The organism is Gallibacterium melopsittaci (assembly GCF_042433085.1).
In the GTDB taxonomy this organism is placed as follows: domain Bacteria; phylum Pseudomonadota; class Gammaproteobacteria; order Enterobacterales; family Pasteurellaceae; genus Gallibacterium; species Gallibacterium melopsittaci.
The window spans coordinates 121,407-133,987 of the sequence record NZ_JBHLWA010000010.1; the positions used below are offsets into that span (position 1 = coordinate 121,407).

The 12,581-nt window shown below is 36.4% G+C and carries 9 protein-coding genes; 5 read left to right on the forward strand and 4 right to left on the reverse strand.

Features of this window, described 5'->3' with window-relative positions; all coding sequences use genetic code 11:
- Positions 1–17: 17 nt before the first annotated feature.
- Positions 18–1,811: a phosphogluconate dehydratase gene (gene edd, locus ACFFHT_RS02605; RefSeq protein ID WP_382373196.1), complete on the reverse strand. Its 1,794-nt coding sequence runs from the start codon at positions 1,809–1,811 to the stop codon at positions 18–20.
- Positions 1,812–1,817: 6 nt separating this feature from the next.
- Positions 1,818–2,336, reverse strand: a complete 519-nt coding sequence (locus ACFFHT_RS02610) for a gluconokinase (RefSeq protein ID WP_382373198.1) — start codon at positions 2,334–2,336, stop codon at positions 1,818–1,820.
- 324 nt (positions 2,337–2,660) lie between these two features.
- Here ACFFHT_RS02610 and ACFFHT_RS02615 point away from each other — a divergent pair, with 324 nt between their 5' ends.
- Both ACFFHT_RS02615 and ACFFHT_RS02620 read left to right on the forward strand, forming a co-directional pair.
- Positions 2,661–4,028 carry a GntP family permease gene (locus ACFFHT_RS02615; protein ID WP_382373200.1) on the forward strand — a complete coding sequence of 456 codons (1,368 nt, stop codon included), beginning with the start codon at positions 2,661–2,663 and terminating at the stop codon, positions 4,026–4,028.
- 95 nt (positions 4,029–4,123) lie between these two features.
- Positions 4,124–4,468, forward strand: coding sequence for a DMT family protein (locus ACFFHT_RS02620; protein ID WP_382373202.1), 345 nt, complete (start codon positions 4,124–4,126; stop codon positions 4,466–4,468).
- 84 nt (positions 4,469–4,552) lie between these two features.
- On the opposite strand, the gene lexA is transcribed toward ACFFHT_RS02620, so the two are convergent.
- Entirely contained in the window at positions 4,553–5,194 is a 642-nt protein-coding gene (lexA, locus tag ACFFHT_RS02625) for a transcriptional repressor LexA (RefSeq protein ID WP_382373204.1), read from the reverse strand.
- A 188-nt stretch (positions 5,195–5,382) separates the two neighbouring features.
- Between lexA and plsB the strand changes: the two genes are divergently transcribed.
- Positions 5,383–7,779 carry a glycerol-3-phosphate 1-O-acyltransferase PlsB gene (plsB, locus tag ACFFHT_RS02630; protein ID WP_382373206.1) on the forward strand — a complete coding sequence of 799 codons (2,397 nt, stop codon included), beginning with the start codon at positions 5,383–5,385 and terminating at the stop codon, positions 7,777–7,779.
- A gap of 77 nt (positions 7,780–7,856) precedes the next feature.
- Here the strand turns inward: plsB and ACFFHT_RS02635 are convergent, their stop codons facing one another.
- Positions 7,857–8,855 (reverse strand): LacI family DNA-binding transcriptional regulator, encoded by a 999-nt coding sequence (locus tag ACFFHT_RS02635; protein WP_382373208.1) that lies wholly within the window; start codon positions 8,853–8,855, stop codon positions 7,857–7,859.
- A 213-nt stretch (positions 8,856–9,068) separates the two neighbouring features.
- Between ACFFHT_RS02635 and ACFFHT_RS02640 the strand changes: the two genes are divergently transcribed.
- The gene (locus tag ACFFHT_RS02640) at positions 9,069–10,367 is read left to right on the forward strand and encodes an MFS transporter (RefSeq protein WP_382373210.1); all 1,299 of its coding nucleotides are present in this window, start codon (positions 9,069–9,071) and stop codon (positions 10,365–10,367) included.
- 10 nt (positions 10,368–10,377) lie between these two features.
- Positions 10,378–12,513: an alpha-galactosidase gene (locus ACFFHT_RS02645; protein ID WP_382373212.1), complete on the forward strand. Its 2,136-nt coding sequence runs from the start codon at positions 10,378–10,380 to the stop codon at positions 12,511–12,513.
- The last annotated feature ends 68 nt before the right edge of the window (positions 12,514–12,581 follow it).

A 12,581-nucleotide genomic window follows, 5' to 3' on the forward strand; every position in this document is an offset into this window, starting at 1 on the left:
CCCCGACATTTTCTCTCCTAATATAAAATTGTTGCGCCCTCTTCTGCCGAAGAAATATTTTTTCTAAATAACGTGAATAACTCTCGTCCTGAACATTGGTAATCAGCAGAAAGATCAACGGTTACTGCCTTACGACCTTGTAACTCATTCAAACAACGTAATATACCTTGTTCCGCATCAATTTCCACCATATCACCTGTTTGCAAATAAGCTAGTGGCCCACCTTTACTTGATTCAGGAGAAATATGGATAATTGACGGAACTTTCCCTGATGCGCCAGATAAACGCCCATCTGTTACTAATGCCACTTGAAAACCTTGCTCCATTAAATTACCTAAAATTGGCATTAATTGGTGTAACTCTGGCATTCCTCGTGCAGCAGGTCCACTATTGCGTACCACAATCACAGCATTTTGTTGTAACTCACCTTGCTTATATGCAGCCACAACATCTTCTTGCTCTTCAAAAACGATTGCTGGAGCAGTAATTTTTCGATGCTCTGGTGCTACTGCACTAATTTTGATGACTCCTCGCCCTAAATTTCCATCAACAACTTTCAAACCACCTTGTGCACTAAACACTTTTCCTTGTGGCACAATCACGTCAGGATTTGCCGTATCCGTAATTTGTTGATAAATCAATTTTCCATCCACCAAGGTTGGCATCATAAAATAATCTTGCATCGTGCCGTAAATCGGTGTTGCATCGAGATGGAGTAAATCTCGCTCTGCTAAACGTTTTAATAACAATGGTACGCCACCAGCTTGATGAAATTCGTTTACATCTGCTGATCCATTTGGATACACTTTTGCCAATAATGGCACCGCAGTCGAAAGTTCTGCAAAATCATCCCAATTAATAATAAATCCCGCAGCACGTGCAACTGCGACCATATGCATAGTATGGTTAGTACTGCCTCCAGAAGCGAGTAATGCAACTAAGCCATTAACTAAACTTTTTTCATCAACCACTTTTGCCAATGGACGGAAATCACTGCCATTACGGCTAATTTTTATCATTTGTTGACTAATTAAATCTGTCAATAATGGACGTAATGGACTATTAACAGGGACGAAAGCTGAACCTGGCAACATCAAACCCATTGCTTCAAACACTAATTGGTTGGTATTCGCCGTACCGTAAAAAGTACAGGTACCATTGCTATGGTAAGCCGCATTTTCCATTGCTTGTAACGCATCTTTACCTAATTTCCCCGCTGCGTATTGTTGACGAATAGAAACTTTCTCTTTGTTTGAAATACCTGTTGTCATTGGCCCTGTTGGTACAAATGCTGTCGGTAAATGTCCAAAAGATAACGCACCCATTAATTGGCCTGGTGCAATTTTGTCACAAATCCCTAAGAGTAAAGCCGCATCAAACGTATTATGACTTAATCCAACAGCAGTCGCTTGAGCGATCAAATCTCGAGAAAATAGCGAAAGATCCATTCCTTCTTGCCCTTGTGTAATACCATCACACATTGCTGGTACACCTGCAGCGACTTGTGCAGAATGTCCTAATTTCGCCAGTGTTTGTTTAATTTGGGTTGGATAATCTAGATAAGGTGCATGTGCACTCAACATATCGTTATAAGCGGAAATAATACCAACATTAATCGTAGTAAAATCTAAGATAGTCTGTTTCTGTGCTGGACAACAAGTCGCCACGGTATGAGCCAAATTACCACAACTTAAATGTGCTCGACTTTTGCCACGTTGTAATTGTTGTTCAATACGCTGTAAATAACGTTGGCGAGTTTCCTGACTACGTTGAAGAATACGTTGTGTAACTTGAGTAATAACAGGATTCATAACCACTTACTCCAAAAATGGTTTGATTGCTGCTACACAACGCTCAACAACTGTTTCGAATGGTGCATCAATATCAATATGAATCACATCCTTTTCATCAGATTGAGGCTCTTCTAATGTCGCAAACTGACTTTTTAACATATCGACTTTCATATAATGCCCTTGGCGTTTTTGCATTCGAGAAAGTACCAAGTCAAAATCGCCTTTCAGATAAATAAATTTGACATCTTTATTACCTTCTCGAATTTGATCACGATATTTCTTCTTTAATGCCGAGCAAATAATAATGCCTTTTTCAGACTTTTGTTCTAAGCTAAATGCCGCATCACGAATACGTTCTAACCACGGCGCACGATCTTCATCATTTAAAGGTTGCCCATCTCGCATTTTGATAATATTGGCACGCGGATGCAAATCATCGCCATCAATTAATTTCATTCCTAATTGTTTAACAATTGCCGTACCTACACTCGTTTTGCCTGTACTGGATACGCCCATTAGAATAAAACTTTTACCCATTGACATAATACACCTCATAAATATGTTTCATACCGCTAAAAGTGGCATCATATTATCACGTTATCGGTAACATTCAACACACTAATAATTTTTATGCAAAATTTTGTGATCTTAATCAAGAAATAAAATTATTGTGCTAAAAATAAACAAATAGAATAATAAATAATCAATTTTAAATAAATAATATGATCTAGATCTCAAAATTAGAAAAATGATTGAGCAATATCTTTTCTTTTTTGTAGTTATCGGTAACATTTGCAACATCTAAATTTAATATGTGTTCTACATACTCTCATTCAAAATAAAAACTTCATTCGGAGGAATATTATTATGGCTCATGATGCAACTTCGTTACTGCTGATTGCAGTTTGTGCTGTTATCGCATTATTAATCTTAATTATGCGATTTAAAGTTCATGCTTTTGTTGCTTTGACATTAGTGAGTTTACTCACCGCCTTGGCGACTGGTACACCTTTTGCCAAAATTGTACCAACAATGCTGACAGGTTTTGGTAATACATTGGCTTCCGTTGCTCTATTGGTTGGGTTAGGAGCAATGATTGGACGCTTACTTGAAATTACAGGTGGTGCAAAAGTACTAGCAGATACATTAATTGATAAATTCGGCGAAAAACGTGCTCCATTTGCATTAGGGGTTGCTTCTTTGCTGTTTGGTTTCCCTATTTTCTTTGATGCTGGTTTAGTTGTGATGTTACCGATAATCTTCAGTGTAGCAAAACGCTTCGGTGATTCTACCTTAAAATATGCTTTCCCAGCAGCAGGGGCATTCGCAGTTATGCACGCTTTCCTCCCTCCACATCCAGGTCCAGTTGCTTCTGGTGAATTACTTGGCGTAAATATGGGATTATTAGTTATTGTAGGGTTAATTACCGCAATCCCAACTTGGTATGTAGGGGGTTATCTCTATGGTCAATTCATTGGAAAACGTATTCATATTGCCCTACCAACAACATTTTTGAGTAAAAACGTTGTCGCCGAAACTGCAAACTCTGAAGTCCCTAGTTTTGGCAAAGTGTTATTCATTCTTTTATTACCACTCTGTCTAATCTTCTTAGATACTGGTTTGAACACACTTAGCACCATTAAAGCGATTGATGGTTCACAAACTTGGGTAGAAATTCTTAGAATGTTAGGTAAAACACCAGTTGCATTATTAATTACATTACTTGTGTCTATCCTCTTATTAAAAGGTCAACGCACTAAAGAACAAATTGAAAAACTTTGTGATAGTGCATTAGGACCTATCTGTTCAATCGTATTAGTTACTGGTGCTGGTGGAATGTTTGGTGGTGTATTACGTGCTAGTGGCATTGGTGATGTCCTCGCTGCAACATTATCTAACACAGGTTTGCCTGTCATTGTTGCCGCATTCGTGATTGCAACATGTTTGCGTGTTGCACAAGGTTCTGCAACCGTTGCCTTAACCACAACTGCCGCCCTAATCGCTCCAACGATTGCAGCAACACCTGGACTTTCTCAATTCGATCTCTGTTTTATCGTGATCTCTATTGCATCAGGTGCAACTGTATTATCACACGTTAATGACTCAGGTTTCTGGTTAATCAGCCGTTTCCTTGAAATGGATACTAAAACAACCTTTAAAACATGGACAGTATTAGAAACTATTTTGGGTGTTGTCGGATTTATCATTGTTTCGATTGCAAGTATCTTCCTATAAGTTTCAATTTCAAATAAAATATTCACCGCAGCAGGCATAGTGAGAGCTATGCCTGCTTTTTATCTTATTGATCACCATTAAATAGGCATAGTTATATGTTCGCATATCTTTTTCCACTCATTTTATTAGTTATCTCTAACTGTTTTATGACATTAGCATGGTATAGCCATTTAAAATTTCTGCATAATGCCCCTATCTGGCAAGCGGTTCTTTTCGGTTGGTTAATTGCTTTACTAGAGTATAGTTTTATGATTCCAGCGACACGCTTTCTTGCAGCACAAGGCTTTTCATTCGGACAATTAAAAATCACCCAAGAAGTCATCACATTAATCGTTTTTGTGCCTTTCCTGATTTGGTTCTTTAAGCAGCCATTTAAGTTGGACTATTTATGGGCAGGATGTTGTTTATTGGGATGTGTTTATTTTGTATTTCGCAGTTAGTTGATAAAAAACAAGGTTTTCTTCTTATCTATTTGCCTATCAAGAAGAAAACCTCTTATTGTAAAAATCTGCTAATAAGGATAACTACATCCATGCATTATTACGAATAATACCTACTGCAATTCCTTCAATTTCAACTTCGTCTTGCGTTAAATCAACCACAATAGGTGAGAGTTCACTATTTTCTGGATGTAAATACAACATATCACCTTTACGCTCAAAACGTTTTACAGTGACATTATCATTAATTCGGGCCACCACAACCTGTCCATTTCTGACATCTTTCGTACTATGGACTGCCAATAAATCACCATCAAGAATACCAATATCTTTCATTGACATTCCTTGTACTTTTAATAAAAAGTCCGCTTTTGGCTTGAACATATTCACGTCCACTTGATAGGTCGCTTCAATATGTGCGGCTGCCAATATTGGTTCACCCGCAGCAACTTTTCCAATTAGAGGTAATCCTTCCTCATCTTCATTTGCTGCTTCCAACGTATCCCCAATTAAACGAATACCGCGTGATGTTCCAGAAACAATTTCAATCACCCCTTTTTTCGCCAGTGCTTTTAAATGTTCTTCCGCAGCATTCGCAGAACGAAAGCCAAGTTCTTTCGCAATTTCCGCTCGAGTAGGCGGCATTCCCGTTTGTTCCAAATGTTGTTTTACAAAATCGAACACTTCTTGTTGTCGTGCCGTTAAAGTTTTAGTTAATTTTGCCATAATCATTCTCTGTTCTTTTATACAGTATTACCTGTCATTATATACAGCAAATAAAGTATTGCAAAGTTTATTTCTGGATAATTTTCTGCTCTTTCGCCTTGCATTGATCTGATAACTCACTTTAATAGTGGAATTTATGCTAAACTTACGCCGTTTTCCGTATAAAACTGATACTAAAGGAATAAAAAATGGCAACTTTGCTAAATTTTTACCGTAATTTGTTGAGAGCTCCTCTCTCTTTATTAGTAAAAAGTAATTCAATTCCCAATGATCCAATCCAAGAACTTAAATTAAATACATCAGAACCATTAATCTATGTATTACCTTATACTTCACAAACTGATTTATTAATTTTCCAAAAGAATTGCTTAACATTAGGTTTGCCTGATCCATTACAACCTAACGAGATTAATGGGATCAAATTACCACGTTATGTTTTCTTGGATGAAGGTCGCCGTTTTTTTAAATCAAAGACTGTTAAAAAAGAAACTGAACAAATTTTTTCTCAATACTTAGAGCTACACCGCGATCTCCCTGAATTAAATGTTCAATTAATCCCTGTTTCTGTGCTGTGGGGAAGATCTCCTGGTTATGAAGATAAAACTGGATTACCTAAATTACGTTTACTCAATGGTGTTGAAAAATTTGCCACTATTTTGTGGTTTGGTCGTGATAACTTTGTTCGTTTTTCACAATCCGTTTCATTGCGTTATATGATCAACACATACAGTGGCGATCCGAAATTAGCACAAAAACTTTCTCGAGTTGCACGAATCCATTTCTCTAAACAACGTATTTCCGCCACAGGCCCTCGATTACTCAATCGTTCTGCAATGTTTGCTAAATTATTAACTAATGCGAATATTGCTGCAGCAATTGAGGATGAAGCGAATAATAAGAAAATTCCTAAAGAGAAAGCAGAACAAGAAGCAAGAAAAATTTTAGAAGAAATTGCTGCTAATTTTAATTACAGTAGTTTACGAGTTGCAGATCGTTTCTTAGGTTGGTTGTGGAACAAATTATACCAAGGTATCAGCGTAGAACATGCTGATCGTGTCCGTAAATTAGCATTAGAAGGGCACGAAATCGTGTATGTTCCTTGCCATCGTAGCCACATTGATTATCTTTTACTGTCCTATGTTCTTTATCATCAAGGCTTAGTTCCACCACATATTGCAGCAGGTATTAATCTAAACTTCTGGCCAGTCGGTAGTATGTTCCGTAGTTGGGGAGCATTCTTTATTCGCCGAACATTCAAAGGCAATCGTCTTTACTCTACAATTTTTAGAGAATACCTCGCCGAATTATTCCATCGTGGTTATTCCGTAGAGTTCTTTATTGAAGGTGGACGTTCACGTACTGGCCGTTTATTAGCTCCAAAAACGGGTATGATGTCAATGACCTTACAAGCTCTACAAAGCGGACAACAAACTCGCCCTATTACGATTGTTCCTGTCTATATTGGTTATGAGCATGTGTTAGAAGTAGATACTTACGCAAAAGAATTACGCGGTGCTGCAAAAGAGAAAGAAAATGCAGGGTTAGTATTACGTGTCATCAAAAAATTACGTAACCTTGGTAAAGGTTATGTGAATTTCGCTGAGCCAATCACATTAAATACTTATCTTAATCAACATTACCCACAATGGCGTCATGATGATGATAAAAATCGCCCTGAATGGTTTAATGAAGCCGTTGATCGTGTTTCTAATCAAGTCATGGTCAATATTAACCGTGCAGCTGCAGTAAATGCGATGAATTTAACTGGCTCAATCTTGTTATCTTCTCGTCAACGTGCTCTATCCAAAGAGTTATTAATTGAACAACTCGATACCTATTTACAACTACTACGCAATACTTGCTATGACGATGATATTATTCTGCCAAATGAAACTGGCGAAAGTTTATTAAATCACGTTTTAGGCTTAGATCGGGTTGGCATTATCGTTGAAAAAGATAATTTTGGAGAAATCATTCGCTTAGAACGTTCTTCAGCTGTTTTAATGACCTATTATCGTAACAACATTCAACACTTATTTGTCTTACCATCATTTATTGCTAGCCTCGTGTTACATCACGAAGCTATCGAATTAAATTTAGCACTTGATGCAGTAGAAAAATTCTATCCATTCTTGGCCAATGAGCTTTTCTTAAGCATTCCTCAAGAAAAATTACATCAATATTTATTAACTATTGTTGATGAGCTTTGCCGCCAACAAATTTTAAAACGTCATGAAAATTTATTAACCATTAATAAAAAACGAGGTCGTTCCTTACAGTTACTGGCAGCAGGGGTAAGAGAAACCTTACAACGTTATTACATTACACTTAGTCTATTAAAAGCAAATCCGCAACAATCTCGTGCTGAATTAGAAAAAGAGAGCCAATCTATTGCACAACGTTTATCGGTATTACATGGTATCAATGCACCAGAGTTTTTTGATAAAGCCGTATTTGCAGCCTTTATTAATGGCTTAAAGTTAAATGAAATAGATAGTAATAAAATTGATGACTTACACTCAATCTTACATAAGATTGTTTCGTTAGAAATTGATATTACTATTCAGGATGCGATTGAGAAGTAATAGATAAGATTAAAAAACGTGCTGACTCATAAAGACAGCACGTTTTTTTATTATTTACATGTTGCATGTCACTATTTTTAAAGTGAATTCCGCATAATCATTGGACTAACTAATTTATGAAGTTTTGTATCTTGCCGTTCTTCAATTAAATGTAATGCAGCCTGACGCCCCATTTCATAATGAGGTAGTGCAACAGTTGTTAACGCAGGAACAAATAAATCACCAACTCCAATCATATTATCATAACCAAGCACAGCAACGTCTTGTGGAATACGCAATCCTTTTGATAATAAATATTGATAAGCAACAAAAGCAAGACGATCATTTCCACAAACTAATACATCAAAATCACATTTTCCTTTATCTATATGTTTTTCTAAAACAGGCAAAATATCGAGAAAATTCTCATCTTTATCTGACATATAATATTCTAATGGCACATGATCCATATTATATTGTTGCCATGCAGCCATAAACCCTGCACGACGAGACTGAGTTGCTAGTGCCTTTTGAGGTAAATAAAAACATAACGGTCTTTTATAACCTCGTTGAATTAATTCTACTGTTGCCTGATATTGACCTTGATAATCATCAGGAATATAGCTTGCCACGGGAAATGTTTCACTTGCACTAACACAATTCGCTAATGCAATTGGTTTATGCCGTAACTTATTCGGTATCTGAATTGGTTTTAGCCCCATCGTACAGATAATGATACCAAAAGGTCGATGAGATAATAGAATATTAACTTCTGTATCAATATCATCATGATTAAAAGTATTAATGATAAATGAGTTCCAACCATGTTTTCTTACGGTTTCTTCTATAGAGAGTAAAATTTCTACCGAAAATGGTGTCGTCGCTGTATCTAGTGACAATACTCCAATAGATGTACTTTTATTTCCCCCACTTCTAATTTTTTGCGCTGACAAATCTGGAACATAATTCAATTCCTCGATTGCAGCAGTCACTCTTTCTAATGTTTTTGCTTTTAACTTATGCGGCTCATTAATTGCCCTAGAAACCGTCATAAGAGATACACCAGCAAATTCGGCAACTTCTTTTAATGATGACATTTTAATCCATTATTCTTTTTTAAATAAAACGCTTCACTTACTTTGCTACTTTTCTAGTAAAAGGCAACTACTATCTATGTGATCATTATCACAAAATAATAATGTTAATGTTAACATTTTTGACGATAATCACATTTTTAAAAGAATGGTTATTTATTTTCTCATAGTTAACGTTAACATTTAAATCATTAAATAAACTCCATGAGGTGATTTATGACCACAATACAACAAAATAACGATTGTTATTATATAAAAAATCGGAATTTCTGGATCTTCGGAATCTATTTTTTCCTTTACTTCTTTATTATGGCAACTTGTTATCCTTTTTTACCTATCTGGTTAAGTGAAATTAATGGGTTGACCAAAACAGAAACAGGTATTGTTTTCTCTTTTATGTCATTATTTGCTCTCTGTTTCCAACCAATTTTTGGCTATGTTTCTGATAAGTTAGGAGTAAAGAAACATCTACTTTGGGCAATTGCTATTCTTCTTGTCTTTTTTGCCCCGTTTTTCATTTATGTATTTAGTCCCTTATTACAAAACAATGTTGTCTTAGGTGCCATTGCTGGCGGAATGTATATGGGCTTTGTCTTTTCTGGTGGTTCAGCTGCATCTGAAGCATATGTCGAACGAGTCAGTCGTCGCAGCTATTTTGAATATGGAAGAGCAAGAATGTTCGGTATGCTAGGATGGGCTTTATGCGCTTCTCTCGTTGGTATTTTATTTAATATCAATTCTAATTATGTCTTTTGGTTAGGTTCCGGCTGTGCAGTTATTTTATTGATATTATTATTCTTTGCCAAAGTCGAAAATAGTGCCGTAACTCAAGTTGCTTCTAAAGTAGGTGCAAATACTAATCCCGTAAACTTAAAACAAGCTATTGCTCTGTTGAAATTACCAAAATTCTGGGCCTTACTACTTTATGTAATTGGGGTGGTTTGTGTCTATGATATTTTTGACCAACAATTTGCGAATTTCTTTACTTCATTCTTCTCATCAAAGGCAGTTGGCACTGAAGTCTTCGGTTTTGTTACGACTGGAGGTGAAATTCTTAATGCCACCATCATGTTCTTTGTACCTTTAATTATTAATCGTATTGGAGCTAAAAATGCGTTGCTAATTGCCGGTAGTATTATGAGTATTCGTATATTAGGTTCTTCCTTTGCGACTACTCCCGTTCAAGTTGTAATCTTAAAAACATTACATATGTTTGAAGTACCATTTTATCTTGTTGGTCTATTTAAATATATCACTACTGTATTTGAAGTACATTTCTCCGCTACGATTTATCTCGTTGCCTGTCAATTTTCAAAACAAGTCGCTACCATGCTCATGTCCACCTTTGTCGGTAGCTTATATGATAATTTTAGTTTTCACACCGCATACCTCGTTCTCGGATGTATTGCACTAACCTTTACTATTATTTCATTCTTCACGTTAACTGGACGTGTTGATATTAGCGAAAGATATAGACTCCAAAAAATCAATCATCAACATCTTCGAGCTCAATAAGGATAATATTATGCAACAATATATTCATCTACAAACACCAATTAATGACCTAATTCTTCGTACATCTCCTTATGCAGAAATTCTCTATTGGGGAGAACATCTTTCAACATTTGATCCAAAAGATATTCTATCTCTTGGTCGATGCACGCCTAATAGTGGATTAGATATAGACGTTCCTACCACACTTGCAGCTGAAAATGGACGAGGTTTTTTTGATAGCCCTAGCCTTGAAGGTTCAAGAAGTGGTAAGGATTGGTCTCCTGTTTTTCATACTACTCATATCGAACAACAAGATAATTATGTCAAAATTACATCCGAAGATCCGATTGCTAAATTAGCATTTATTAGTGAATTTGAACTTGATAAAAATGGGGTATTAAAAACACGTAATACGTTACATAACTTAGCCGAAAGTGAATTCAACCTCAATCGTTTATCAGTAACCATTCCACTACCAGAACAGGCTAATGATGTTATGTCTTTTTATGGTCGTTGGATCAGAGAATTTCAAACCCAACGTCAATCTTTAAAACATGGTGCTTTTATTCAAGAAAATCGTTATGGTCGAACTTCACACGAATATTTCCCAGGTATTATTATTGGTGAACCAAACTTCAGTGAACAACAAGGAAAACTATGGGGATTTCATCTTGCTTGGAGCGGTAATCACAGAATCCGTGCAGATGTAAAAATTGACGGCAGACGTTTTGTACAACTAGAAGCGCTTTATTTTGCAGGAGAAATCAGCCTTTCCTCAAATCAATCGTTTTCAACACCTTGGGTATATAGCACATATTCATCAACTGGACTCAACACAATGAGCCAACAATTTCATACCCATATTAGAGAACATATTCTTGATTTCCCTACCCAAAAAGTTCGCCCTGTTCATTTAAATATCTGGGAAGGGGTTTATTTCGATCATGATCCGCAACATATCTTAGCTATGGCAGAAAAAGCAGCTGAGATGGGAGTGGAACGATTTATTATTGATGATGGTTGGTTCAAAGGGCGTAATGATGATTATGCTGGGCTTGGAGATTGGTATTTAGATGAACGCAAATATCCCCAAGGCCTTACCCCAATTATTAATCGCGTTAAACAATTAGGTATGCAATTTGGTATTTGGGTAGAGTTAGAAATGATCAATAAAGATAGCGATCTATATCGAAATCACCCAGATTGGTTATTACAATTAGAAGGGTATGATCAACCAGCAGAACGTCATCAATTTACCTTGGATCTACAAAATCCGCAGGTATTTAACTACTTATTAGAACGAATGAATTGGCTACTAAGTAATCACGAAATTGATTATATCAAATGGGATATGAATCGTAGAATCGTACAGCCAGGACATCAAGGTAAACCTGGATTAGATGGTCAAACAAAAGCATTATATCGCTTACATGATGAAATTCGTCAACGTTATCCGAATGTCGAAATTGAAGCTTGTGCCTCAGGTGGCGGAAGAGTCGATTACGAAATTTTAAAACGTACACATAGATTTTGGGCATCTGATAATAACGATGCGTTAGAACGGCAAACAATTCAACGAAATATGAGTTATTTCTTCCCATTAGAAGTCATTGGTGCCCATATTGGTGGGAAACATTGTCATTCCACATATCGCCAATTAAATATTCAATTTAGAGGTATCACTGCACTCTTTGGTCATATGGGTGTCGAACTCGATCCCGTTAAAGAGGGCGAAACTGAAAGAGCTGGATTTACCAAATATATATCTCTATATAAACAAATCCGCCCATTATTGCACACAGGAAATATTGTACGTTTAGATATGCCAGATCCTGCCATTCAAATTAGCGGTGTCATTGCCAAAGACTCCTCAACGGCCGTCTTTGCTATTGCACAATTAAAATTACCTGACTACTTACTACCTGGACATATTCGTATTCCTAATCTTATACCAGAAGCAAAATATCGAGTTTCATTATTGGATTTACCTGATACGATTCGTGAACAACATGCAGGGCATTTAATGAAGAGCTATCCACAATGGTTAACGAAATTATTAAATGGAGAAACATTAGAATTTACGGGAGAATGGCTAACAAAAGTAGGCTTAACCCTATTTCCACAAGATCCTTGCACCGCAACCCTTCTTTATATAGAAAAACAATAACAATCCGCACGTAAAACGTGCGGTTTTTAGGCTACCCTATAAGGGCCTATTACTTCACATGCCCCTCA

What these genes read in the sequence shown, in the direction of transcription:
- ACFFHT_RS02635 (WP_382373208.1), bottom strand. Translation starts at nt 8,855, where the DNA reads ATGTCATCATTAAAAGAAGTTGCCGAATTTGCTGGTGTATCTCTTATG.
- ACFFHT_RS02645 (WP_382373212.1), top strand. Translation starts at nt 10,378, where the DNA reads ATGCAACAATATATTCATCTACAAACACCAATTAATGACCTAATTCTT.
- ACFFHT_RS02640 (WP_382373210.1), top strand. Translation starts at nt 9,069, where the DNA reads ATGACCACAATACAACAAAATAACGATTGTTATTATATAAAAAATCGG.
- ACFFHT_RS02620 (WP_382373202.1), top strand. Translation starts at nt 4,124, where the DNA reads ATGTTCGCATATCTTTTTCCACTCATTTTATTAGTTATCTCTAACTGT.
- ACFFHT_RS02610 (WP_382373198.1), bottom strand. Translation starts at nt 2,336, where the DNA reads ATGTCAATGGGTAAAAGTTTTATTCTAATGGGCGTATCCAGTACAGGC.
- edd (WP_382373196.1), bottom strand. Translation starts at nt 1,811, where the DNA reads ATGAATCCTGTTATTACTCAAGTTACACAACGTATTCTTCAACGTAGT.
- lexA (WP_382373204.1), bottom strand. Translation starts at nt 5,194, where the DNA reads ATGGCAAAATTAACTAAAACTTTAACGGCACGACAACAAGAAGTGTTC.
- ACFFHT_RS02615 (WP_382373200.1), top strand. Translation starts at nt 2,661, where the DNA reads ATGGCTCATGATGCAACTTCGTTACTGCTGATTGCAGTTTGTGCTGTT.
- plsB (WP_382373206.1), top strand. Translation starts at nt 5,383, where the DNA reads ATGGCAACTTTGCTAAATTTTTACCGTAATTTGTTGAGAGCTCCTCTC.